This is a genomic window from Pseudomonas sp. S5F11 (assembly GCF_019641515.1).
Taxonomy (GTDB): domain Bacteria; phylum Pseudomonadota; class Gammaproteobacteria; order Pseudomonadales; family Pseudomonadaceae; genus Aquipseudomonas; species Aquipseudomonas rhodesiae.
In genome coordinates, this window is the sequence record NZ_JAIFJZ010000001.1 from 2,187,901 (window position 1) to 2,211,034 (window position 23,134).

The window sequence follows — 23,134 nt, forward strand, 5'->3', positions numbered from 1 at the left end:
TGCCATGAAAATCCGAGAATTGGCCCAGCATTGGGAAGAGAACGCCAAGGGTCGCTTGACCAAGACCGAATATGCGATCCACCTGGACGTGGAGTCCGCCGCCCGGCTGGCGGCCATCGCCGAGATGTACCCCAAGCGCAACACCGAAGAGCTGCTGGGCGAGCTGATCGGCGCCGCCCTTGAAGAGCTGGAAGCCAGCTTTCCCTATATCAAAGGTCAGCAGGTGATTGCGACCGATGAAGAGGGCGACCCGCTGTACGAAGACGTCGGCCCGACCCCGCGCTTTTTGTCGCTGTCGCGTCGCTATCTACATGATTTGTCTACCAGTGCGGACGAATCGAAGCACTGATCTGCTGTCGTTTAATCCACCCTCCCCGTGTATTCCGGGCCTATTGCAGGCCCGAAATACTTCCTGGCACTGCAAAAGTTCCAATTTTTTTCGCTGACCGCTCAGTCAGTTATTTTTTTAGGCAAATCGCCATCTCGTCTGAACTTTTGAAAAAAGCCTCCGGTCACAGCCAGTAAGCCATCACTTGGAACGGCCGTTTGAAAGAGCACCAGGCGCTTTAGGACCGGGCTCGCAGCCGTTCACTGACTGAGATGGATTTTGATGTTTTTCAGGAGTTATCCAATGGAGTTGAAGACGATGAAGACCAGCACTGCCAAATCCTCGTTTAACCATCTGCGCGGGCTTAAATTGGCCGCGCTGGCAATCGGTACCAGCTTCGTTCTGGCTGGCTGCGCCGGTAACCCTCCGACTGAGCAGTACGCAGTGACCCAGTCGGCGGTCAACAGCGCTGTCAGCGCCGGCGGCACCGAGTACGCCGCTGTAGAAATGAAGTCGGCTCAGGACAAGCTCAAAGAAGCTGAAATCGCGATGCACGACAAAAACTACGAGAAGGCTAGTATGTTGGCTGAGCAAGCCGAGTGGGACGCCCGTGTCGCAGAACGTAAAGCCCAGGCTGCCAAAGCTGAGCAAGCGGTAAAGGATTCCCAGAAGGCCGTTGACGAGTTGCGTAAGGAAGGTATGCGCCCGGCTGCTATCCAGCAGAAATAAACCGAGCCCCTTGATCGCACCGCACCCGATACTGAATTGAAAGGACGACACGATTATGCGTAAACAACTGATGATCCCTGCCCTGTTGGCAATGAGCGTTGCCTTGGCGGCCTGCTCCACCCCGCCGAACGCCAACCTGGAAAACGCCCGCACCAACTTCTCCGCCCTGCAAACCAACCCTCAAGCCACCAAGCTTGCGGCGCTGGAAACCAAGGACGCTCAGGAATGGCTGGATAAGGCCGACAAAGCCTACCGCGACAAGGAAGACCAGAAGAAGGTCGACCAGTTGGCTTACCTGACCAATCAGCGCGTTGAAGTGGCCAAAGACACCATCGCCCTGCGCGAATCCGAAGCCAAGCTGAAAAACGCCGGTGACGAACGCGCTCGCGCCCTGCTGGATGCTCGCGATGCGCAGATCAAGCAGCTGCAGGATAGCCTGAACGCCAAGCAGACCGATCGCGGTACGCTGGTGACTTTCGGTGACGTACTGTTCGCCACCAACAAATCCGACCTGAAATCCAGTGGTCTGGTGAATATCACCAAACTGGCTCAGTTCCTGCGCGACAATCCAGATCGTAAAGTGATCGTCGAAGGCTACACCGACAGCACCGGTTCCGATTCCTACAACCAGAGCCTGTCGGAGCGCCGTGCAGCGTCCGTACAACGCGCACTGGCTCAGCAAGGTGTGGATATTTCGCGCATCGTGACCCAGGGCTATGGCAAGGAATATCCGGTTGCCGACAATAGCAGTGCATCGGGCCGCGCCATGAACCGCCGCGTTGAAGTGACCATCTCCAACGACAACCAACCGGTCAAGCCACGTTCGTCGATGGCGAACTGATTGATTGAGCTTGGATAGAAAAACCCACCTTACGGTGGGTTTTTTTTCGGTTCGCCAAACTCGATAGTGCGATGAGTATCCTCAGCGGGCATCTCAATTCTGGAACCGTAGGTATTTTGCGATAGCTTGTCCATCAGTTGCGCAAGCTCATGATCCCGAGCATCTCGCCTTTCCAGCGTCTGATGCCCTCTGATCATGTCCAGCATATTGTCGATTGCAGCAATCCGTATCGCCACGTTCTCAGCCTCGATCTGTGTAAGCAACTCCGCTTTCTGTGGTTTGAATACGCGATAGGGTTCCAGTTAATTCCGTCGCCAGTGACTACCGCCAGCGCCAACTTGTTCGTGGACTGATCGCTACAAGCGCGATAAAAAGCCCATCGGCGAGAGCTGCTTTTGTGAGACGGCAGTCAGAAAGATACCGGGGTGTTCCCCTGATAGTCTCCCTGCTGGATTTGAGAGGCAGACTGCGCGCCAGATTGACCGTCTTGCTGAGCGTTGCCGCTTTGAGCTTCTTGACCGCTCTTTGCCCCTTCATTCTTTTTTTGTTCAAGTAGCTTATTCAGCAGCTTCAAAAGCTCCTCAAGGGTTTCGCCGCCACCGGCACCACTGCTTCCCGATCCACCTTGGGAACCTTGCGATTGCAGTTGTTGAATTTTGTTTCGTGTATCTTGGATCTGCTGATCGAGACTATCTTGCCCCACTGCGCCGGCATAGCCCGCATTCCCAACACTCGACGGTCCATTAATAGCTGCCATAGATGCTAACTCCACATAACTGAAATAAAGACCGATCAGTGATACCAATCAGTCCAGAATCTGTGGCCGGTTAATCGAGACAGTTCCGGGTTGCGCAGGTTTACCATTGCACTGAAGACTTAATCACCAAGTCTCGTGGCGTTTTCCCACAACAATGATGTGAAAGCTTACTGCTGCAACTGCGGCGTTTCCTGCCCCATGCAGCGCACGGCTTGCTTCTTGTTGTTCACCAGCACGCCACTCAAGCCTTTCTGCTCAGTATCAAACATCACCAGCACGCCATCGACGCATTGCGCCACTTGGGCGGCCGGAGTCAGGGAGATCTTGTAATCCTCGCCCGGCACGGTCTTGAGCATGGTGAAGTCACTGAGCAGCAACGCATCTTCCGGTTTGGCGAAGTGCAGGTAGCCGTAGTACCACAGGCAACCGACGGTACCGATGATGGTGCCGATGCCGGTGAGGATCAGCGGGATCATGTTGCGTTCTTCGCTCATTGCGGGCTCTCTGATGGATCAACGTTAGGAGTCGGATAGTTTGGAATTTCGCCCAGGCGCCGCAGGCCATTGAAATGTTGCGGGTCATCCAGATAGCGCAGCATCACGGTTTGCCAGGTTTTATCGGCAAAGGTCTGCACATGCCCGCCACGGGTCAATTGCAAGACTCTGGGCGGCGGCGCCGCCTGATACAAGCGGATGCCATTGGCCACGGGCACGATCGGGTCATCGAGGCTGTGAAACAACAGTTTCGGCACGCCACTCAACTGGGGCATGGCGTTGATCGCACTGTCCGCGTCGGGCACGAGCCAGGATAAGGGCACTTGCAATGGCCATGTTAGCCAGGAGGTGCTCAGCGCGAATTGTCCTACGTCACGATAACTAGCCGGTACGCCGTCCAGCACCAGCGCTTTGAGCTGGGTCTGACGCTGCGGGTGCGCCGCCAAGTAATGCACGGCCAGCGCGCCGCCCAGGCTTTGGCCGAGCACAATCAGCGGCTGCCCCTGGGTTTCGGGGGCCTTGTCGAGCCAGCTGAAAGCCGCGTCCACGTCCTGATAAATCGCCGGCAATGAGGGCTTGCCTTCCGACAGCCCATAACCGCGATAGTCCAGCAGCAACACTTGATACCCCTGCTCCGGTAACCACCAACTGCCGCCCAGATGCCAGGCCAAATTGCCACCGTTGCCGTGCAGGTGCAGCACCGTGCCCTTGAGCGGCACGCCGGGCTTGGCCGGCAACCACCAAGCATGCAGCTTGACGCCATCGGCGGTGGTCAAGGTGACGTCGCGGTAGTCCAAGTGTGCTTTTTGTGGCGTGAACGGCAGGCCGGGTTCGGGGTAGAACAGCAGCGAGCTACAGCCGTTCAGTGTGAGGAGCAGGCACAGAATGCCGAGGATTCTCATCCGTTGAAGCCTCGCAAATAACAGCATTTAAAGGATATTGGAGTAGTCAGCCTCGATCCGATCCAGGCTCAGATGGTTGAGGAAGTTGGAAAAGCACATCCACGCCGCCAGGGCGTTCATGTCACGGAATTGCTCGGGCAGGTACTTGGGCGGCACCACAAGCCCCTCGTCCACCAGTTGGCGCAGGGTGCGCATGTCCTCCAGGGTGGTCTTGCCGCAGAACAGCAGCGGCACTTGTTCCAGCTTGCCTTTACGCACAGCCAACTGGATGTAGTTGTAGACCATGATAAAGCCCTTGAGGTAGGACAAATCCTTGGTGAACGGCAGACCGGTAGGCACCGAGCCACGGAATACGCGGCTGGCGTTGCCATAGCTTTCCGCCATCTCAAAGCCTTGTTCGCGGAAGAACTCAAATACCTGCAGGAAGTCGGCGCCCTCCTCCACCATATGGATGGCCCGCGTGCGGTTGGTCAATTTGCGCAGGCGGCTGGGGTAGGAGGCGAAGGTAATGATCTCCATCAGGATCGCCAGACCTTCCTGGGTCACGGTGGACGACGGCGGGCCCTTGGACAGGAATGTGCAGATCGGCTGGTTCTGGCCGTTGAGGGTGGTGCCCACATGCACCAGGCCTTCATGCACTTCCAAGGCGCGCACATCGCGGTCGTTGAACATCGCGTCGGCGCGGATCTTGATGTAGTCGGCACCCGCCGCCGCGTCGGCGACGATACCGTCGGACTCGAACACACGAATGGTTTCTTCGGCCTCGCCGAATACCTTGTTCAGGCGGGTTTGCAGCAGGGCCACGGCGTCCTTGGCGGTCAGGGTCTTGGCTTCGTCCTTGAGGTCGCCACGGCCGTCGATGTTGTTCAGGTAATCGGACAGCATCAGGCCCAGATCGGCCAGGGTCGGGTCGCCGGCGTGGAACGCATCGGAGGCGGCGCCGTACAGCTCTTGGGAGATCAGCCCGAAGTCCTCGGTGCCGCGGGCCTCCAGCATGCGCACCACCATGCGGTATTCCTTGCACATGCGGCGCATGATCTGCCCCACCGGGCTGAATTGGCCGAGCCGGCGGGTGATGTCACGCTCGATATTCTGGAATTCCAGCTTCACCGCGCTGGAATCGAACGACAGCGGCCGGTTCAGGTAATAGTCGCGATCCACGGCCGGCATGGCTTTGCCCTTGGCATTGAGAAACCCTTGACGGATGTTCTCGTCCCACTTCACGGCGTCGAGGACGCGGATCGGGGTTTGCGCCAGCACAATGCGATCGGACAAGGTGCGTATCGTCTGCTGGTAATCGTCCACCCGGTACTTCCTCTTTAAACGTTATCGACCCGCGCGCCGGTAGCGCACGGCTTCAACGAACACATCGGCATTGGCCGGATCATCCAGGTAGGCAAATACCTGGCTCATGGCGCTGTCGATCAGTACACCGGCGCCCTCGACGGTATCCACGGTACTGCCATGCAGTACCTGTTGCCCGATAGCCTGGTGAATCTGTTCGAGATCGAGGTTATAGACCACCAATTCGTGCTTATCGTCGAACTCGAACCCCGCCAGGAAGTAATGCCCTCCCAACCTGGCGGGCAACGGTGCCGACAGGTACCAGCGGCTGCCATGGCGCGAAACGGTAAACAGGTACTCATCGCGCTGGGCCGGCGAGGCTTTAGGGTAGCTCACCGCTTTATAGCGGTGCTCACCGACGCGGCTGATTTGTAGATTGAGCGGTTCGCCCCAGGCATTCTTGCTGGTCCAATGGCCCAGCAGTTCATCCGGCGCCGCCTCATGGGCGGGCAACGGGTCCTTGAACGTTACCAGGCAACCACCGAGCAATAGGAACGACAGGGCCAGTACCGCCAAACGCCAGGTTTTCATTGGACTCCCCCGGTGTCAGACCGAGGCCAACACCAAATGCATGTAACGCTTGAGAATCTCAAGCATCTCGTCAGCGGTCAGAGGCTCTGGGCCGCCCAGCAGGCCCTGATATTCCATCCGACCGATTATCGCCGTCAACACTTTGGCATCCTGTTGCGGCTCGCGGGAACCCAATACCTGGAAAAACTGCCCGGTGCCCTGCAGCAGGATCTGTTGATGAGAGCGAACCAGTTCCGCCAGGCGCGGGTTGAGCAAGGCTTCCTGACGGAAGGCCTGTTCGGCCATCAAGTGCTCGCGGCGGTTGGTCAATTGACGCATCACGTAATCGGCGGTCAAGCGGGCGATGTCGTCCGCCAACTGGGAGCGCGACTGCGGGCTGCCATCGCCATAAGCGACCATTTCGCGCAGCAGGCCCTCGTTACGCACCCACAATTTACCCATGAACGCGGCGCTGCGTTCCACGTATTGGGCGAAGGTGTCGGTGAGCAGGTCGTCGATATCCTTAAAGTAGTAGGTGGTCGCCGACAGCGGCACCCCCGCTTCGGCGGCCACCGCACGATGACGCACAGCCCGCACACCATCGCGCACCACGATGCGCATGGCCGCATCCAAAATGTCTTGCCTGCGCTGCTCGCTGCCTTGGCGACTGGCCTTGCGGCCCTGGTACTGGACGCTTTCAGCCACGGCAGCAGCAATGCCGGCGGCGCCTTCTTGTGCGGTTACGCGGTTCACGACTCACATCCTTGAACAGATCAAAACCTGGCGCTGTTTGCTTGACGCTTATAGACGCCACATAAAAAAGCCGCCTTATAAAAGGCGGCTCTGGATTTCGCTACGGTTACGCTTGTGGCCGCATGTGCGGGAACAGGATCACATCGCGGATCGACGGCGAGTTGGTCAACAACATCACCAGGCGGTCGATGCCGATGCCTTCACCGGCGGTCGGCGGCATGCCGTATTCCAGGGCGCGGACGAAGTCGGCGTCGTAATGCATGGCTTCGTCGTCGCCGGCGTCTTTGTCGGCCACCTGGGCCATAAAGCGCTCGGCCTGGTCTTCCGCGTCGTTCAACTCGGAGTAGGCGTTGGCGATTTCGCGGCCGCCGATAAACAGCTCGAAACGGTCGGTGACGTTCGGGTTGTCGTCGTTGCGACGGGCCAACGGCGACACTTCGAACGGGTACTGGGTAATGAAGTGCGGCTGTTCCAGCTTGTGCTCCACCAGCTCTTCGAAAATCATCACCTGCAGTTTGCCCAGGCCTTCGAAGCCCAGCACCTTGGCGCCGGCTTTCTTGGCGATGGCGCGAGCCTTGTCGATGTCGTTGAGGTCATCGGCGCTCAGCTCGGGGTTGTATTTGAGGATCGAATCGAACACCGACAGGCGCACGAACGGCTCGCCGAAGTGGAACACCTTGTCGCCGTACGGCACGTCGGTGCTGCCCAGGACCAACTGCGCCAGCTCGCGGAACAGTTCTTCGGTCAGGTCCATGTTGTCTTCGTAGTCGGCGTAAGCCTGGTAGAACTCCAACATGGTGAATTCTGGGTTGTGACGGGTGGAGACGCCTTCGTTGCGGAAGTTGCGGTTGATCTCGAAGACCTTCTCGAAACCACCGACCACCAGACGCTTGAGGTACAGCTCAGGCGCGATACGCAGGAACATTTCCATGTCCAGCGCGTTGTGGTGGGTTTCGAACGGCTTGGCTGCGGCACCGCCGGGAATGGTTTGCAGCATCGGCGTTTCCACTTCCAGGAAGTCACGCTGCATCAGGAAGCTGCGGATGTGGGCGATGATCTGCGAGCGGACGCGGAAGGTGTGGCGCACGTCTTCGTTGACGATCAGGTCGACATAGCGCTGGCGATAGCGTTGCTCGGTGTCGGTCAGGCCGTGGTGCTTGTCCGGCAGCGGGCGCAAGGACTTGGTCAGCAGGCGCACGTTGGTCATTTCCACGTACAGGTCGCCCTTGCCGGAACGGGCCAGGGTGCCTTCGGCGGCGATGATGTCGCCCATGTCCCAGGTTTTCACCGAGGCCAGGGTCTCTTCGGACAGGGTCTTGCGGTTGACGTAGACCTGGATACGCCCGGTCATGTCCTGGATCACCATGAACGAGCCACGGTTGAGCATGATGCGACCTGCCACCTTGACCGGGATCGCCGCTTCCGCCAGCTCTTCCTTGGTCTTGTCCGCGTACTGTTTCTGCAAGGCATCACAGTAGTTGTCGCGGCGGAAGTCGTTGGGGAAGGCGTTGCCCTTGGCGCGCTCGGCAGCAAGCTTTTCCTTGCGCAGGGCGATCAGGGAGTTTTCTTCCTGTTGCAGGGCTTGCGGGTCGAGTTGTTGGTCGCTCATGTCTTTAAATTTTCCATCACAGGTTCGTTGCCCTCAGGCCTTCGGCCTGGGGATCGCGGGCAAGCCCGCTCCCACACAGGGTATTACAGGCCGGACTTCAGGCTGGCTTCCAGGTACTCGTCGATATCACCGTCGAGCACCTTGTCGCAGTCGCTGCGTTCGATGTTAGTGCGCAGATCCTTGATACGCGACGCGTCGAGCACATAGGAACGGATCTGGTGACCCCAGCCGATATCCGACTTGGTGTCTTCCAGCGCCTGGGAAGCGGCGTTGCGCTTCTGCATCTCCTGCTCGTACAACTTGGCCCGCAGCATTTTCATGGCGGTGTCCTTGTTGGCGTGCTGGGAGCGTTCGTTCTGGCAGCTCACCACGGTGTTGGTCGGTACGTGGGTAATCCGCACGGCCGAGTCGGTGGTGTTGACGTGCTGACCGCCGGCACCGGAGGAACGATAGGTATCGATCCGCAGGTCCGCAGGGTTGATCTCGATTTCCACTTTGTCATCGATCTCGGGCGAGACGAACACCGCGCAGAACGAAGTGTGGCGACGGTTGCCGGAGTCGAACGGGCTCTTGCGCACCAGACGGTGCACGCCGATCTCGGTACGCAGCCAGCCAAAGGCGTATTCGCCCTTGATATGCACGGTAGCACCCTTGATACCGGCGACTTCACCGGCGGACAGCTCCATGATGGTCGCGTCGAAACCGCGCTTGTCGGCCCAGCGCAGGTACATGCGCAGCAGGATGTTGGCCCAGTCCTGGGCCTCGGTGCCGCCGGAACCGGCCTGGATGTCCAGGTAGGCGTTGTTCGGGTCCATTTCGTGGCTGAACATACGGCGGAATTCAAGCTTGGCGAGGTTTTCCTCGAGACGGGCCAGCTCGGCGACCACATCGCCCACTGCGCCTTCGTCGTTTTCTTCGACGGCCATGTCCAGCAGGTCACGGCAATCGGCCAGGCCGGTGTTCAGTTCGTCGAGGGTGTCGACGATCTGCGCCAGCGCAGCGCGCTCGCGCCCCAGTTCCTGGGCGTATTCAGGTTTGTTCCAGACACTCGGATCTTCAAGCTCGCGGTTGACCTCGGTCAGACGCTCATGCTTTTGATCGTAGTCAAAGATACCCCCGAATAGTTTCGGAGCGCTCGGACAGGTCCTTGATGGTGTTAAGGATCGGGTTGATTTCCATGGCGGGCAGCACTCGTTGGCGAACTTTTGAAAGCCGGCGAGTATAACGGCAAACCGCTGGAAACGGCAGCCCGCTGAGCCGAAAAGGCGGTTTCAAACCCTATGAAAACCCGCCGTGGGAAGGGAGTTGCCGTGGTGAGCGGGCTTGTCGAATCGTCGCACCGCCCGCGCTGGGCTGCGACGCAGCCCCACTCCAGGCGATGTGGTTTTAGCTGACACACCGAGGTGCCTGGGTTTGGGGCCGCTTCGCAGCCCGGCGCAGGGCAAGTCTGCTCACCAAAGAGTTAGGAGTCTGCCTTTGAAACTTGTGTTGAGCACAGCCTCAGGTCATTCGATACCGACCTGATTGCGCCCATTGTGCTTGGCCGTATACAGCCCCTTGTCCGCCGCCATGATCACCTGGCGGCAACTGGAGCCCTGCTGCGGGACCATGGTGGACAGGCCGATGCTGACGGTCAGGCACGAACCTTCGGTCGGGGCATTGTGGGGGATGTTCAGCGCGGCGACGGCCATGCGCAGTTTTTCCGCCACCAGGCGCGCGCCTCCCGGCGAGGTGTTGGGCAGCACCAGAGCGAACTCCTCGCCGCCGTAGCGCGCCGGCAGGTCCGACGGGCGGCTGCTGGCGTCACGGATGGTGTCGGCGACCTTACGCAGGGCTTCGTCGCCTTCGACGTGGCCGAAGCTGTCGTTGTAGGTCTTGAAGAAATCCACGTCGATCATCAGCAATGACAGTTGGGTCTGGTCACGCATGGCGCGCCGCCATTCCAGCTCCAGGTATTCGTCGAAGTGGCGACGGTTGGACAGCCCGGTCAGGCCATCGGAGTTCATCAACCGTTGCAGCACCAGGTTGGTGTCCAGCAACTGCTGCTGGCTGACCCGCAGCGCACGGTATGCCGCATCGCGCTGCAACAGGGTCATATAGGAACGTGAGTGATAGCGGATGCGCGCCACCAGTTCGATGTTGTCCGGCAGCTTGACCAGGTAATCGTTGGCGCCGGCTGCAAATGCCGCGCTCTTGATCAGCGGGTCTTCCTTGGTGGAAAGCACGATGATCGGGATGTTCGCCGTGGCCGGGTGGTTGCGGTACTCGCGCACCAGGGTCAGGCCATCGAGGCCGGGCATCACCAAGTCCTGCAGGATCACCGTCGGTTTGATGCGGATGGCCTGGGCAATGGCCTGGTGCGGGTCGGCGCAGAAATGGAAGTCGATGTTTTCTTCATGGGCCAGGCCACGCCGCACGGCTTCGCCGATCATGGCCTGGTCGTCGACCAGCAACACCATGGCGGCGTTTTCGTCGGTCTTGATGTCGTCGATCTGTAAATCATTCATCTGCAGTCACCTGAATTACCACCTGCAAGCCAGCACCGCGCAAGGTCTTGCTCATTGTGCAAAGACCTCCAGCAGTCGAGGCGCAATTCTATCCAGTGGGCGAATTTCAACAGCGGCATCGATTGCCGCCGCCGCTTTGGGCATGCCATACACCGCCGAGCTCTGTTGATCCTGGGCGATGGTCAAATAACCTTGTTCACGCAGCAGTTTGAGACCCTGGGCCCCGTCGCGCCCCATGCCGGTCAGCAATACGCCGACAGCATCGCCATTCCAGTGACTGGCGACGCTCTCGAAAAACACGTCGATCGACGGGCGATAGATCTCGTTCACCGGCTCTGCGGTGTAGGCCAGCGTACCGTTCTTCAATAAACGAATGTGATGGTTGGTCCCGGCCAGCAATACCACCCCGCTCTGGGGCGGCTCACCTTCACGGGCCAGGCGCACCGGCAGGCTGGACGCGCTGCTGAGCCACTCGGCCATACCGGCGGCGAACACCTGGTCGACGTGCTGCACCAGCACAATGGCGGCGGGAAAGTCGCGGGGCAGACCTTTGAGCAGGGTTTCCAGGGCCGCCGGGCCGCCGGCCGAAGAGCCGATGGCCACCAGCCGCTGGCGTTTGCCCTCGTGGCGCGGCGGCGCGGTTTCCGCGCGCACACGGCTGCCGCGCTGGCCGATCAACCAACCGATGTTGAGGATCTTGCGCAGCAACGGTGCCGCCGCATCCTGGGGGTTGCCCACGCCCAACGCCGGCGTATCCACCACGTCGAGGGCGCCATGGCCCATGGCTTCGAACACGCGGCTCACATTGGCCTGGCGGTCGACGGTCACGATCAGAATCGCGCACGGGGTCTCGGCCATGATCTGGCGCGTGGCCTCCACACCGTCCATTACCGGCATGATCAGGTCCATAAGGATCAGGTCCGGGGTCAGTTCGGCGCAGCGCTGCACCGCTTCCAGGCCATTGCTGGCCACCCACACCACTTGATGCGCCGGCTCGAAACTCAACGCTCGGCGCAAAGCCTCGATGGCCAGCGGCATGTCATTGACGATGGCGATCTTCATGCCCGCGCGCCTCCGATCAGTTCCATCACGGCATCGAGCAAGGCGTCGTCGTGGAAACTGGCTTTGGCCAGGTAATAATCGGCCCCGGCGTCGAGCCCGCGTCGGCGGTCTTCTTCGCGGTCTTTATACGACACCACCATCACCGGCAACGATTGCAGGCGACTGTCACGGCGCAAGAGTGTGACCAATTCGATACCGTCCATGCGAGGCATATCAATGTCAGTGATCAGCAGGTCGAAATCCTCGGAACGCAAGGCGTTCCAGCCGTCCATGCCATCGACGGCCACGGCCACTTCGTAGCCGCGATTAAGCAGCAATTTGCGCTGCAATTCACGCACCGTGAGCGAGTCATCCACCACCAGCACGCGTTTGCGCGGAGCTTCGGCGGTCTGCTGGCTGCGCCGGGCGATACGCTCAAGACGCCCGGTATTGAGCAGTTTGTCCACCGAACGCAGCATGTCTTCGACGTCGACGATCAGCACCACCGAGCCGTCGTCGAGCAATGCACCGGCGGAAATATCCTGGACCTTGCCCAGGCGATCATCCAGCGGCAACACCACCAGGGTGCGCTCACCGATAAAGCGCTCCACGGCAATCCCATACACCGCATCACGCTCACGAATCACTACAACTTTCAGCGTTTCCGAAGGGCTCTGCCCGGCCGGTCGCTGCAACAATTGGCTGGCGGCGACCAGGCCGACATGCCGGCCTTCGTGCCAGAAATGCTGGCGACCTTCCAGTTGCACGATGTCTTCCGGCGCCAGATCGCACATGCGTTCGATATGCGCCAACGGGAAGGCATAAGCCTCTTCGCCGACCTCGACCACCAGGCTGCGCACCACCGATAGGGTCAGCGGCACCTCCAGATGGAAACGGCTGCCCTGCCCCGCCGCTTGTTCCAGCACCACCGCGCCGCGCAGTTGGCGCACCATATGCTGCACCGCGTCCAGCCCGACGCCGCGCCCGGACACTTCGGTGACTTTGTCGCGCAGGCTGAAACCCGGCAGGAACAGGAACGTCAGCAACTCCTCTTCGCTCAGGCGCAGCGCGGTCTCCAGCGGCGACAGCTTGCGCTCAACAATGGTGCCGCGCAGGCGTTCGAGGTCCACGCCATTGCCGTCGTCACTCAGCTCCAACACCAACAGACCAGCCTGGTGCGAGGCGCGCAGGCGGATCAGCCCTTCGGCCGGTTTGCCCGCCAGCACACGTTGCTCGGGCATTTCGATGCCGTGATCGACGGCATTGCGTAACAGGTGGGTGAGGGGCGCTTCGAGTTTTTCCAGTACGTCGCGATCGACCTGGGTTTTCTCGCCTTCGATCTCCAGGCGGACTTGCTTGCCCAGGCTGCGGCCCAGGTCACGGACCATGCGCACCTGCCCAGCCAGCACGTCTGCAAACGGGCGCATGCGACAGGCCAGCGCGGTGTCATAGAGCACCTGGGCGCGCTGCCCGGCCTGCCAGCCGAACTCATCGAGCTCGGCGGTTTTTTCCGCCAGCAGCGCCTGGGCTTCGCTCAACAGGCGGCGCGCATCGGCCAGGGCCTCCTGCGCTTCGAGGTTCAGGTGCTGGGTCTTGAGCTGGCCATCGAGGGTGTCGAGGGCACGCACGCTCTGGCTCTGAATACGCTTGAGGCGCTGCAGGCTGACCAGGTAGGGCTTGATGCGCTGGGTTTCCACCAAAGACTTGCTCGACAGGTCCAGCAGGCTGTTCAAGCGCTCGGCGGTTACGCGCAGCACGCGCTCGCCGCCTTCGGTCATGCGCTTGCCCTGACGCGGTGGGTCGCTGGTGACGGGCGACGCGGGCTCGGGCTCCGGCGGCAGTTCTTCAAGCACCGGCTCGGGGGCTGGCTCGGGTACTGTTGGCGGCGCAACGCTGGGGCTCGGGTGCGAGGGGTCCAGCAAGCGCTCCATCAACGCCACGTACGCTTCGATATCCGCCGGCCCCACGTCGTTGCCGGGGGTGGCGATGCGCATCAGCAGGTCGGTGCCTTGCAGCAATGCATCGATATGTTCAGGTTGCAGATACAGACGGCTTTCCTGGGCACTGACCAGGCAGTCCTCCATGACATGGGCCACGCTGACCCCGGCATCCACCCCCACGATGCGCGCCGCGCCTTTGAGCGAGTGGGCCGCGCGCATGCAGGCTTCGAGTTGGTCGGCCTGGGTCGGGTTGCGCTCCAGGGCCAGCAGGCCCGCGCTCAGCACCTGGGTCTGCGCATCGGCTTCCAGGCTGAACAGTTCCAGCAGCGAAGCATCACGCATCTGGTCGGGGGTCATGTAAGGCTCCGTGTCACGGCAGACAACAATTGTGCCTCGTCCAGCCAGCGCAGGCTGCGGCCCTTCCACTGCAGCACGCCCTGGGTGTAGCGCGCGCTGGCCTGGGTGCCGGACACCGACGCCGCGCTCAACGTACGCTCGTCGATGGCGTGGATACCGTCCACTTCATCCACCGGCACCACCACCGGGCCATCCTGCGCGGCAATGATCAACATGCGCGGTGTGACCCGTGCGCCGCTAGGCCCACTGTCAGTGGCATCCAGACCGAGCAGTTCCATCAGCGACAAGCACGCCACCAGCGCACCGCGCACATTGGCCACGCCGAGCAAGGCGCGCGAGCGCTGGTGCGGCAGCGAGTGGATCGGTTGCAGCGGCGCCACCTCCACCAGGCAACGGGTGGCGATGCCGAGCCACTCGTCACCGAGGCGGAACATCAACAGCGAGCGGGTCGCCACGTCCTCGTCGACCGTCTCGGCGACGTGAGCGCGACGGTCGTCCTGTTGCAAGGCATAGCGGTCCAGCAGGCGCGTGGCCGCGGCGGAATAGACCGAGCAGTTACGGCAGTGGATGTGTTCCACCAGCAGCGGGCAGGATTTGTCGCCATGGACGCCGATGCGGTTCCAGCAATCGTCGATGGCTTGGGTGTCGGCCAGGGTCAGGTCCAGGCCGGTGGTGTCGAGCGCGTCGGGGCTACTCATGGTTTGGACTCACTGTCAGCTCGCTCGCTGCGGGCGGCCCGCGCCTGCAAACGACGCGCCCCCGCACTGTCGCCCTGGGATTCCAGCAGCGCGGCCAACTGCATCAGGGCCTGCGGATGCTGGGGTTCCAGGTACAAGGCTTTTCGATAATACCCCTGGGCCTGCTGGGCACTGCCCTCCACATCGCTGAGCAGCCCCAGCCAATAGAACACCTGGGCGGCCGGGGGATGGTCGCTCAAATACTGTTCGCACATGGCGCGGGCCTCGGCACTTTTGCCTTGGTTGGCCAGGGTGGCGATACGGCTGAGCAAGGCGCCCGCTTCGGAGGGTGGCGCCTTGATCGGCACTACCTGGGCACTCACTGTGCTGAACGGCCGTGGTTTAGCCGGAAGCGGCGCCGCACTGCGTTGCGGCTTGGGCATCGGTATGAAGGTCGGCTCGGGCCTGACCGGTTCCGCGTGCCGACTGAAGGCAAAGGACTCCGGCACCCCAATCGAGCGCATGCCGTGGCGCCCCAACAAGCTACCTTCGGCCGGGCCGATAAACAGCACGCCGTCGACGTGGGTCAGGGCCTTGAGCACTTCGAACACTTGCTGCTGGGTCGGTTGATCGAAGTAGATCAACAGGTTGCGGCAAAACACAAAATCGTAGCTGGCCTCATTGGCCAGCAGCGCCGGGTCAAGCAGGTTGCCCACTTGCAGACGCACCTGTTCGCGCACGCGGTCGGCGATGTGGTAACCGTCGCTGTGCTCGGTGAAGTGGCGTTCGCGAAAGGCCAGATCACCGCCGCGAAACGAATTCTTGCCATACACGCCGCGCCGGCCGCGCTCCACCGACAGCGGGCTGACATCCATGCCCTGCACCTTGAACTGATGCGGCGCCAACCCGGCATCCAGCAGGGCCATGGCGATCGAGTAAGGTTCTTCCCCGGTGGAACACGGCAGGCTAAGGATACGCAGGGCGCGCATCTGCTTGATCTCGGCCAAGCGCGCGCAGGCCAAGCGCGCCAGCGTGGCGAAGGATTCGGGATAACGGAAAAACCAGGTCTCGGGGACGATCACCGCTTCGATCAGCGCTTGCTGCTCGTCGTGGGAGCGTTGCAGGCGCTGCCAGTAATCGTCCGGGGTAAGTGCCCCAACAACCTGGCTGCGCTGGCGCACGGCCCGCTCGATGATGGCCTCGCCCACCGACGCCACGTCCAGGCCGATGCGTTCCTTAAGGAAGGCAAAGAAGCGCGGATCGTTGCTCATAGGCTCAGCTCGCTGGAAAACAACAGGGCGCGCACGTCATCGGTGAGCAGATCATTGACGCCGATCCACTGCATCAAGCCTTCCGCATCTTCGCGCACAGGTCCCAGGTACGGCGCCTCGCGGTTGTCCAGGCCGTATGCATGGAACTCTTCAAGGCCGCAACGCAGGGTGTCGGTGGCCTGCTCCAGAATCAGCCCCAGCCGGCGCGCCTCGACCCAGGGCTGCGGCTGGTAATGCACCAGCACCAGCCGCGTGCTGGTGCGGGCCTGGGCCGGCGTGCCGAAGGCCAGGGCACTGAGGTCGATGACCGGCACCAGCGCGCCGCGATGGGCGAAAATGCCGGCCACCCACACGGGGGCGTGGGCGATGGGTTTGAGCGGCAGGCGCGGCAGTACTTCGGCCACTTCGGTGGCCCGTAGGGCATAGCGTTCGCTGCCGATATGAAACACCAGGAACAACGCTTTTTTCGCTGCCGGGACGGCGCCGCGTTTAGCCGCGAGTTCGCTCATCAGACTTTGAAACGCGACACGCCGCTGCGCAGACCCACCGCAACCTGGCTCAGTTCATCGATGGCGAAACTGGCCTGACGCAGGGATTCCACCGTCTGGCTGCTGGCGTCGCCCAGTTGCACCAGCGCGTGGTTAATCTGTTCGGCCCCCGTGGCTTGGGCCTGCATGCCTTCGTTGACCATCAGCACTCGCGGCGCCAGGGCCTGGACCTGATGGATGATCTGCGACAGTTGCTCGCCCACCTGCTGCACTTCGAACATGCCGCGGCGCACTTCTTCGGAGAATTTGTCCATGCCCATCACCCCGGCCGACACCGCCGACTGGATCTCACGCACCATCTGCTCGATGTCGTACGTGGCCACGGCAGTCTGGTCGGCCAGGCGCCGCACCTCGGTGGCGACCACGGCGAAGCCGCGCCCGTACTCACCGGCCTTCTCGGCTTCGATAGCGGCATTGAGCGACAGCAGGTTGGTCTGGTCGGCGACCTTGACGATGGTCACCACCACTTGGTTGATGTTGCCGGCCTTCTCATTGAGGATCGCCAGCTTGGCGTTGACCAGGTCGGCGGCGCCCATTACCGAGTGCATGGTTTCTTCCATGCGCGCCAGGCCCTGCTGACCGGAACCGGCGGCCACCGATGCCTGGTCGGCGGCGGTGGAAACTTCGGTCATGGTGCGCACCAGGTCCTTGGAGGTGGCCGCGATTTCGCGGGACGTGGCACCGATTTCGGTGGTGGTCGCCGCCGTTTCGGTGGCGGTGGCCTGTTGCTGCTTGGAGGTGGCGGCGATCTCGGTGACCGAAGTGGTCACCTGCACCGACGAGCGCTGGGCCTGGGACACCAGGGCGGTCAGCTCGGTCATCATGTCGTTGAAGCCGGTTTCGACCGCGTTGAACTCGTCCTTGCGCGACAGGTTCAGACGCTTGCTCAGGTCGCCGGTGCGCATGACCTCAAGAATTTCGACGATACGCTGCATGGGCGACATGATCGCGCGCATCAGCAGCAGACCGCACAGGGCAGCGGCCAGAATCGCCACGGCAAGCGACACGAACAAACTGATCTTGGCGGAGACCACTGCTTCATCGATGGCGGACGTTGCGTTATCGGACACGCCTTTATTTTCGGCGATGATGTCGTTGAGTTTCATACGACCTTCAATCCAGATCGGCGTCAACTGCTCATCCAGCAACTCGTGGGCGGCCGGCAAATCGTTGGCCTGGATGCGATCGAGTACTTGCGCCAGGACCTTGTTGTAATTGCTGTGCGAGGCCTTGAAGTTATCGAACTCCATACGATCGGCCTGGTTGCCGATCGTTTTCTCGTAATTGGCCATTTGTTGTTCGATGCGCTTTTCGAAACCCTGGTAATCGGTCTTGTCGGCACTGGTCAGGGTTTTGTCTTCGCGCATACCGATGATATCGAGGGTCTGCAGATAGCTGTCGACCCATGCGCTGCGGATCATTGAGCTCAGATAAACCCCCGGCACAGCGTCATCGCGCACGGCTTCTTGCCCAGCCTCGATTTTCAGTAACCGTGAATAAGAGACCACGACCATTAACAGCATGATGGCGATAACGACCGCAAAACTTGCCAGGATCCGTTGGCGCAAGGTCCAATTCTTCACAGTACTTCCTCGAAGGGCCATTCAAATGGAGGGGAGTATAGCTGAGCAGCAGCGCTCATTTATGAATGGGTTTTGGTGGTCAACCGACATAAACGCTAAAACGCCTGTGGGAAGGGGCTTGCCCCCGATGACGATACCTCAGTTGGAAAACCTGCAACTGATGCACCGCTATCGGGGGCAAGCCCCCTCCCACATTTTGTTTTAAACCGGTGGTTATTGGTTAAGCCGTACTTGTTTTTCCAGTTCCACCTTCAAGCCCGGCTCCAGTTTGAGCTGGCGCGCCAACTCATCCAGATACGCCTTCTCCATAAAGTTTTCCTCATCTACCAGCATCACGCTGGCGATGTACATCTCGGCGGCCATTTCCGGGGTGTCGGCGGCGCGGGCGACATCCGCCGGGTCCAGGGGCTTGTTCAGTTCGGCATGCAGCCAGTGTTGCAATTGGGGGTCATTGTCGAGTTTGGTGAACTCGCCTTCGATCAGCGCGCGCTCACGCTCGTCTACATGGCCGTCGGCCTTGGCGGCGGCGACCAACGCCTTGAGGATGCCCTGGCTGTGCTGCTCGACCTGGGCCGGTGGCAGACGGTCGATGGTTTGCGGTTCGCCTTGGGGCGCACTGGCCTGTTGCGCCTGCCAGTTGCCATAGGCTTTGTAGGCGATGACGCCCAAGGCGGCCAAACCGCCGTAGGTCAGGGCCTTGCCGCCGAATTTGCGGGCTTTTTTGTTACCCAGCAACAGCCCCATGGCACCCGCCGCCAGGGCTCCCCCGCCAGCGCCACCGAGCAGGCTGCCCAGGCCGCCACCGCCGAGCAGACCGCCCAAGGCGCCCTTGTCTTCCTGTTTGCGCTGGCCGCCGGCCTTATTCTGCAACATGTCCTGACCAGACTTGAGCAACTGATCGAGCAATCCACGGGTGTTCATAACAGCCTCCAGACACTTGGGTTCATAGGACCAATAGGCTGCCAGCGTAAAACTAAGTGCCAAAAAACCAGGATCTAGAGTGCTTCCAGATGTAACGCCGCTGCCTATCGTATAAATCGATATACACTCAGGTACTTCTATAAAAACAGCCTTCTGGTAATTCCAGCATGATGACCTTGCGTCAAATCCGCCACTTCATTGCCGTGGCCGAGACCGGCTCGATCTCCGCCGCCGCGCAAACCGCGTTCATCTCTCAGTCGACCCTGACCCTGGCGATCCAGCAACTGGAGCAGGAGATTGGCGTCAACCTGTTCAATCGCCACGCCAAGGGCATGACCCTCACCCACCAGGGCCATCAGTTTCTGCGCCAGGCACACCTGATTCTGGCCACCGTCGACAACGCCAAGCGCAGCCTGCAACAGAGCACCGACCAGGTAGCCGGGCAATTGATCGTCGGCGTGACCAGCCTGGTGGCCGGCTACTACTTGGCCGACCTGCTGACCCGCTTCCAGCGCGCGTACCCCAATGTGGAAATCCGCGTAATGGAAGACGAGCGCCCGTATATCGAACATCTGCTGGTCAGCGGCGAAATCGACGTGGGCGTGCTGATCCTGTCCAACCTCGAAGACCGTCATGCCCTGCAGACCGAAGTCCTGACCCACTCGCCCCACCGCCTGTGGCTGCCGGCGCAGCACCCGTTGTTGGAGCACGACAGCATCAACCTGGCCGATGTGGCACGCGAACCGTTGATTCAGTTGAACGTCGATGAAATGGGCCACAACGCTCAGCGCCTGTGGGCCGGCGCCGGCCTGCAACCGCGTGTGACCTTGCGCACGGCATCCACCGAAGCGGTGCGCAGCTTGGTGGCGGCGGGCCTGGGGGTGTCGATCCAGCCGGACATGACCTACCGCCCCTGGTCGCTGGAAGGCGACATTATTGAAGCGCGGCCGATTGCAGACCTCAGCCAGACTCTGGATGTCGGCCTGGCCTGGCGCCGTGGCACCGCGCGTCCGACCCTGGTGGACCCGTTCCTCACTGTGGCACGCGAACAACCGCACCCACGCAAGCCATCTATTTAATCGAATGCTGCATTCAGTATTTAGTATTTGTTGACCTCGCGCCCGCCCTCTACTCTCGACTCATCCATAAGAGAAAGCCGGGCGCCTTGTAAGAGAACGCCCATGGCCACACAAGAAAAGAGATCGCGAAAAATGTCCGGCGCGTCCACCCCGCTGCTCACTGCGTTGCTGATCGACGGCGAACTGGTTCAAGGCCAGGGGTTTGTCGAGCCGATCCTCAACCCAGCCACCGGTGAAGTGCTGACCCAGATAGCCGAAGCCAGCACCGAGCAAGTCGAAAGCGCCATCCTTGCCGCCCACCGCGCCTTTGCCGGTTGGTCGCGGACCACACCGCAGCAACGCTCCAACCTGCTGCTGGGGATCGCCGATGCTATTGAAAAACAAGCTGACTACCTGGCCCGTCTGGAATCGCTGAACTGCGGCAAGCCGTTGCATCTGGCGCGTCAGGATGATTTGAGCGCCACTGTGGATGTGTTCCGCTTCTTCGCTGGCGCCGTGCGTTGCCAGACCGGCCAATTGAGCGGCGAATACCTGCCGGGCTACACCAGCATGGTGCGCCGCGACCCGATCGGCGTGGTGGCCTCCATTGCGCCATGGAACTACCCGTTGATGATGGCCGCGTGGAAGATCGCCCCAGCCCTCGCCGCCGGTAATACCCTGGTGTTCAAACCGTCGGAACACACGCCGCTGTCGATCCTGGCCCTGGCACCCGTGCTCAAAGAGCTGCTGCCACGGGGCGTGATCAACATTTTGTGCGGCGGCGGCGAAGGGGTCGGCAGCCATTTGGTCAGTCATCCCAAGGTACGCATGGTGTCGCTGACCGGCGATATCGTCACCGGCCAGAAGATTCTGCAAGCAGCGTCCAAAACCCTGAAACGCACGCACCTGGAATTGGGCGGCAAGGCACCGGTGATCGTGTGTAACGACGCCGACCTGCAGGCCGTGGTCGAAGGCGTGCGCGCCTATGGCTATTACAACGCCGGGCAGGATTGCACCGCCGCATGCCGTATCTATGCCCAGGCCGGGATTCACGACAAATTGGTCGCCGAGCTGGGCGCGGCCGTCGGCAGCCTGCGCTTTGCCGGCAAACGCGATGCCGATAACGAACTCGGCCCGTTGATCAGCACGCGCCAGCGCGACCGCGTCGCCAGCTTTGTCGAACGCGCCCTCGGCCAACCGCATATCGAACGGGTCACCGGCGCCGCCGTGCATTCCGGCGCCGGTTTCTATTACCAGCCCACCCTGCTGGCCGGTTGCAAGCAAAGCGATGAGATCGTGCAGCGCGAAGTGTTTGGCCCGGTGGTCACCGTGACCCGCTTCGACGAACTGGAGCAAGCGGTGGACTGGGCCAACGATTCCGAATACGGCCTGGCCTCTTCGGTGTGGACCCAGAACCTGGACAAAGCCATGCAAGTGGCGGCACGCCTGCAATACGGCTGCACCTGGATCAACAGCCACTTCATGCTGGTCAGCGAAATGCCCCACGGCGGTTTGAAGCGCTCGGGATACGGGAAAGATCTGTCGAGCGACTCGTTACAGGACTACAGCGTGGTGCGCCACATTATGGCGCGTCACGGTCAGCACCTTTAAAACAACAACTAAGCTCATGCGTCACGGCTTCACACACTGCCCCGACCATAATTAAAGAAGAGGGAACCCCCATGTCCGCGCACAAGACCGCACTGCTCAGTGCCTTGACCACCGCGCTGCTGGCCAGCGCCAGCCTGCAAGCCGCCGAACCGCTCAAGGCGGTCGGCGCCGGCGAGGGCCAGTTGGATATCGTCGCCTGGCCCGGCTATATCGAACGTGGCGAAAGCGACAAAGCCTACGATTGGGTCAGCGGTTTCGAGAAGGAAACCGGCTGCAAGGTCAATGTGAAAACCGCCGCCACCTCTGACGAAATGGTCAGCCTGATGGCCAAGGGCGGCTATGATCTGGTCACCGCCTCCGGCGATGCGTCGCTGCGGTTGATCGTCGGCAAGCGTGTGCAGCCGATCAACACCGCGCTGATTCCCAACTGGAAAAACCTCGACCCGCGCCTCAAGGATGCGCCGTGGTACGTGGTCGGCCAGCAAACTTATGGCACCCCGTACCAATGGGGGCCGAACGTGCTGATGTACAACACCAGCGTGTTCAAGACCGCGCCCACTAGCTGGAGCGTGCTGTTCGACCCGCAGAACCTGCCGGACGGCAAGCCGAACAAGGGCCGCGTGCAGGCCTATGACGGCCCGATCTACATCGCCGACGCGGCGCTGTACCTCAAGGCCACCAAACCGGAGCTGGGAATCCAGAGCCCCTACGAGCTGACCGAAGCGCAATACAAGGCCGTGCTCGACCTGCTGCGCGCCCAGCAACCGCTGATCCACCGTTACTGGCACGACACCACCGTGCAAATGAGCGACTTCAAGAACGAAGGCGTGGTGGCCTCCAGTGCCTGGCCGTACCAAGTCAACGGGCTGGTCAATGAGAAACAACCGATCGCCTCGACCATCCCCAAGGAAGGCGCCACCGGCTGGGCCGACACCACCATGTTGCACAGCGAGGCCAAGCACCCCAACTGTGCCTACAAGTGGATGGACTGGTCGCTGCAGCCGAAGGTCCAGGGCGATGTCGCCGCCTGGTTCGGCTCGCTGCCAGCGGTGCCGGCCGCGTGTAAGGAGAGCGAATTGCTCGGCGCCGAGGGTTGCAAGACCAATGGCTTCGACCAGTTCGACAAGATCGCCTTCTGGAAAACCCCACAGGCCGAAGGCGGCAAGTTCGTGCCGTACAGCCGCTGGACCCAGGACTACATTGCGATCATGGGCGGCCGTTAAAACCATCAAGACGGCATAGACCTACTGTGGGAGGGGGCTTGCCCCCGATAGCGGTGTGACAGCCAACCCAGCTTTCACTGAACCACTGGTATCGGGGGCAAGCCCCCTCCCACATTGACCGCACTCACAG

The 23,134-nt window shown here is 61.1% G+C and carries 23 protein-coding genes; 6 read left to right on the top strand and 17 right to left on the bottom strand.

Annotation, left to right across the window (positions count from 1 at the left end; all coding sequences use genetic code 11):
- The first annotated feature begins 4 nt into the window (after positions 1-4).
- From K1567_RS09710 to K1567_RS09720, 3 genes are all read left to right on the top strand, one after another.
- A complete protein-coding gene (locus K1567_RS09710) occupies positions 5-349 on the top strand; it encodes a hypothetical protein (RefSeq protein ID WP_034096207.1) in 345 nt (114 codons plus the stop codon).
- A gap of 282 nt (positions 350-631) precedes the next feature.
- Positions 632-1,057 carry a DUF4398 domain-containing protein gene (locus K1567_RS09715; RefSeq protein WP_220698410.1) on the top strand — a complete coding sequence of 142 codons (426 nt, stop codon included), beginning with the start codon at positions 632-634 and terminating at the stop codon, positions 1,055-1,057.
- 55 nt (positions 1,058-1,112) lie between these two features.
- Positions 1,113-1,898, top strand: a complete 786-nt coding sequence (locus tag K1567_RS09720) for an OmpA family protein (protein ID WP_034096205.1) — start codon at positions 1,113-1,115, stop codon at positions 1,896-1,898.
- Between the two features lie 29 nt (positions 1,899-1,927).
- Here the strand turns inward: K1567_RS09720 and K1567_RS09725 are convergent, their stop codons facing one another.
- The 17 genes from K1567_RS09725 to K1567_RS09805 all read right to left on the bottom strand — a co-directional run bounded on the left by K1567_RS09725 (position 1,928) and on the right by K1567_RS09805 (position 19,112).
- On the bottom strand, positions 1,928-2,161 hold the full coding sequence (locus tag K1567_RS09725; RefSeq protein ID WP_080758681.1) for a hypothetical protein: 234 nt from the start codon (positions 2,159-2,161) through the stop codon (positions 1,928-1,930).
- A gap of 146 nt (positions 2,162-2,307) precedes the next feature.
- A complete protein-coding gene (locus K1567_RS09730; RefSeq protein ID WP_034096204.1) occupies positions 2,308-2,655 on the bottom strand; it encodes a hypothetical protein in 348 nt (115 codons plus the stop codon).
- Between the two features lie 167 nt (positions 2,656-2,822).
- Positions 2,823-3,149, bottom strand: coding sequence for a hypothetical protein (locus tag K1567_RS09735; RefSeq protein WP_003172217.1), 327 nt, complete (start codon positions 3,147-3,149; stop codon positions 2,823-2,825).
- Positions 3,146-4,051, bottom strand: coding sequence for an alpha/beta hydrolase (locus K1567_RS09740; RefSeq protein WP_034112098.1), 906 nt, complete (start codon positions 4,049-4,051; stop codon positions 3,146-3,148). Before K1567_RS09740 ends, K1567_RS09735 begins: the two co-directional genes overlap by 4 nt.
- 27 nt (positions 4,052-4,078) lie before the next feature.
- Positions 4,079-5,356: a flavohemoglobin expression-modulating QEGLA motif protein gene (locus K1567_RS09745; RefSeq protein WP_034096202.1), complete on the bottom strand. Its 1,278-nt coding sequence runs from the start codon at positions 5,354-5,356 to the stop codon at positions 4,079-4,081.
- A gap of 21 nt (positions 5,357-5,377) precedes the next feature.
- The gene (locus K1567_RS09750) at positions 5,378-5,926 is read right to left on the bottom strand and encodes a hypothetical protein (protein ID WP_034112094.1); all 549 of its coding nucleotides are present in this window, start codon (positions 5,924-5,926) and stop codon (positions 5,378-5,380) included.
- 15 nt (positions 5,927-5,941) lie between these two features.
- The gene (locus K1567_RS09755; protein WP_034096200.1) at positions 5,942-6,658 is read right to left on the bottom strand and encodes a TetR/AcrR family transcriptional regulator; all 717 of its coding nucleotides are present in this window, start codon (positions 6,656-6,658) and stop codon (positions 5,942-5,944) included.
- A gap of 106 nt (positions 6,659-6,764) precedes the next feature.
- Positions 6,765-8,267, bottom strand: coding sequence for a lysine--tRNA ligase (lysS, locus tag K1567_RS09760; RefSeq protein ID WP_034112093.1), 1,503 nt, complete (start codon positions 8,265-8,267; stop codon positions 6,765-6,767).
- A gap of 83 nt (positions 8,268-8,350) precedes the next feature.
- Positions 8,351-9,446, bottom strand: a protein-coding gene (gene prfB / locus K1567_RS09765) for a peptide chain release factor 2 (RefSeq protein WP_098100956.1) whose coding sequence is annotated in 2 segments (ribosomal slippage) — positions 8,351-9,373 and positions 9,375-9,446 — 1,095 coding nt in all. Because the reading frame shifts where the segments join, the coding sequence is not laid out codon by codon here.
- A 326-nt stretch (positions 9,447-9,772) separates the two neighbouring features.
- Entirely contained in the window at positions 9,773-10,774 is a 1,002-nt protein-coding gene (locus tag K1567_RS09770; RefSeq protein WP_034096198.1) for a diguanylate cyclase, read from the bottom strand.
- A gap of 51 nt (positions 10,775-10,825) precedes the next feature.
- On the bottom strand, positions 10,826-11,836 hold the full coding sequence (locus K1567_RS09775) for a chemotaxis response regulator protein-glutamate methylesterase (protein ID WP_034096197.1): 1,011 nt from the start codon (positions 11,834-11,836) through the stop codon (positions 10,826-10,828).
- Positions 11,833-14,112 (bottom strand): hybrid sensor histidine kinase/response regulator, encoded by a 2,280-nt coding sequence (locus K1567_RS09780; RefSeq protein WP_169867419.1) that lies wholly within the window; start codon positions 14,110-14,112, stop codon positions 11,833-11,835. The genes K1567_RS09775 and K1567_RS09780 overlap by 4 nt, the downstream gene beginning before the upstream one ends.
- On the bottom strand, positions 14,109-14,810 hold the full coding sequence (locus K1567_RS09785; RefSeq protein WP_047881556.1) for a chemotaxis protein CheW: 702 nt from the start codon (positions 14,808-14,810) through the stop codon (positions 14,109-14,111). The genes K1567_RS09780 and K1567_RS09785 overlap by 4 nt, the downstream gene beginning before the upstream one ends.
- Positions 14,807-16,060, bottom strand: coding sequence for a protein-glutamate O-methyltransferase CheR (locus tag K1567_RS09790; RefSeq protein ID WP_220698411.1), 1,254 nt, complete (start codon positions 16,058-16,060; stop codon positions 14,807-14,809). Before K1567_RS09790 ends, K1567_RS09785 begins: the two co-directional genes overlap by 4 nt.
- Positions 16,057-16,569, bottom strand: coding sequence for a chemotaxis protein CheW (locus tag K1567_RS09795; protein WP_220698412.1), 513 nt, complete (start codon positions 16,567-16,569; stop codon positions 16,057-16,059). Before K1567_RS09795 ends, K1567_RS09790 begins: the two co-directional genes overlap by 4 nt.
- Positions 16,569-18,212, bottom strand: coding sequence for a methyl-accepting chemotaxis protein (locus K1567_RS09800; protein ID WP_405045964.1), 1,644 nt, complete (start codon positions 18,210-18,212; stop codon positions 16,569-16,571). Before K1567_RS09800 ends, K1567_RS09795 begins: the two co-directional genes overlap by 1 nt.
- 192 nt (positions 18,213-18,404) lie before the next feature.
- Positions 18,405-19,112, bottom strand: a complete 708-nt coding sequence (locus tag K1567_RS09805; RefSeq protein WP_047881558.1) for a tellurite resistance TerB family protein — start codon at positions 19,110-19,112, stop codon at positions 18,405-18,407.
- Between the two features lie 167 nt (positions 19,113-19,279).
- Between K1567_RS09805 and K1567_RS09810 the strand changes: the two genes are divergently transcribed.
- From K1567_RS09810 to ydcS, 3 genes are all read left to right on the top strand, one after another.
- Positions 19,280-20,191 carry a LysR family transcriptional regulator gene (locus K1567_RS09810; protein ID WP_034096190.1) on the top strand — a complete coding sequence of 304 codons (912 nt, stop codon included), beginning with the start codon at positions 19,280-19,282 and terminating at the stop codon, positions 20,189-20,191.
- Between the two features lie 132 nt (positions 20,192-20,323).
- Positions 20,324-21,781 carry a gamma-aminobutyraldehyde dehydrogenase gene (locus K1567_RS09815; RefSeq protein ID WP_169903677.1) on the top strand — a complete coding sequence of 486 codons (1,458 nt, stop codon included), beginning with the start codon at positions 20,324-20,326 and terminating at the stop codon, positions 21,779-21,781.
- Between the two features lie 71 nt (positions 21,782-21,852).
- Complete coding sequence (gene ydcS, locus K1567_RS09820) at positions 21,853-23,004, top strand: putative ABC transporter substrate-binding protein YdcS (RefSeq protein ID WP_034112087.1); 1,152 nt, start codon at positions 21,853-21,855, stop codon at positions 23,002-23,004.
- The last annotated feature ends 130 nt before the right edge of the window (positions 23,005-23,134 follow it).

Bases quoted from the DNA above. Each gene is read 5' to 3' on its own strand.
- K1567_RS09710 (WP_034096207.1), top strand. From the start codon at position 5: ATGAAAATCCGAGAATTGGCCCAGCATTGGGAAGAGAACGCCAAGGGT.
- K1567_RS09715 (WP_220698410.1), top strand. From the start codon at position 632: ATGGAGTTGAAGACGATGAAGACCAGCACTGCCAAATCCTCGTTTAAC.
- K1567_RS09720 (WP_034096205.1), top strand. From the start codon at position 1,113: ATGCGTAAACAACTGATGATCCCTGCCCTGTTGGCAATGAGCGTTGCC.
- K1567_RS09730 (WP_034096204.1), bottom strand. From the start codon at position 2,655: ATGGCAGCTATTAATGGACCGTCGAGTGTTGGGAATGCGGGCTATGCC.
- K1567_RS09735 (WP_003172217.1), bottom strand. From the start codon at position 3,149: ATGAGCGAAGAACGCAACATGATCCCGCTGATCCTCACCGGCATCGGC.
- K1567_RS09740 (WP_034112098.1), bottom strand. From the start codon at position 4,051: ATGAGAATCCTCGGCATTCTGTGCCTGCTCCTCACACTGAACGGCTGT.
- K1567_RS09750 (WP_034112094.1), bottom strand. From the start codon at position 5,926: ATGAAAACCTGGCGTTTGGCGGTACTGGCCCTGTCGTTCCTATTGCTC.
- lysS (WP_034112093.1), bottom strand. From the start codon at position 8,267: ATGAGCGACCAACAACTCGACCCGCAAGCCCTGCAACAGGAAGAAAAC.
- K1567_RS09770 (WP_034096198.1), bottom strand. From the start codon at position 10,774: ATGAATGATTTACAGATCGACGACATCAAGACCGACGAAAACGCCGCC.
- K1567_RS09775 (WP_034096197.1), bottom strand. From the start codon at position 11,836: ATGAAGATCGCCATCGTCAATGACATGCCGCTGGCCATCGAGGCTTTG.
- K1567_RS09780 (WP_169867419.1), bottom strand. From the start codon at position 14,112: ATGACCCCCGACCAGATGCGTGATGCTTCGCTGCTGGAACTGTTCAGC.
- K1567_RS09785 (WP_047881556.1), bottom strand. From the start codon at position 14,810: ATGAGTAGCCCCGACGCGCTCGACACCACCGGCCTGGACCTGACCCTG.
- K1567_RS09790 (WP_220698411.1), bottom strand. From the start codon at position 16,060: ATGAGCAACGATCCGCGCTTCTTTGCCTTCCTTAAGGAACGCATCGGC.
- K1567_RS09795 (WP_220698412.1), bottom strand. From the start codon at position 16,569: ATGAGCGAACTCGCGGCTAAACGCGGCGCCGTCCCGGCAGCGAAAAAA.
- K1567_RS09800 (WP_405045964.1), bottom strand. From the start codon at position 18,212: ATGGCCCTTCGAGGAAGTACTGTGAAGAATTGGACCTTGCGCCAACGG.
- K1567_RS09805 (WP_047881558.1), bottom strand. From the start codon at position 19,112: ATGAACACCCGTGGATTGCTCGATCAGTTGCTCAAGTCTGGTCAGGAC.
- K1567_RS09810 (WP_034096190.1), top strand. From the start codon at position 19,280: ATGATGACCTTGCGTCAAATCCGCCACTTCATTGCCGTGGCCGAGACC.
- K1567_RS09815 (WP_169903677.1), top strand. From the start codon at position 20,324: ATGTCCGGCGCGTCCACCCCGCTGCTCACTGCGTTGCTGATCGACGGC.
- ydcS (WP_034112087.1), top strand. From the start codon at position 21,853: ATGTCCGCGCACAAGACCGCACTGCTCAGTGCCTTGACCACCGCGCTG.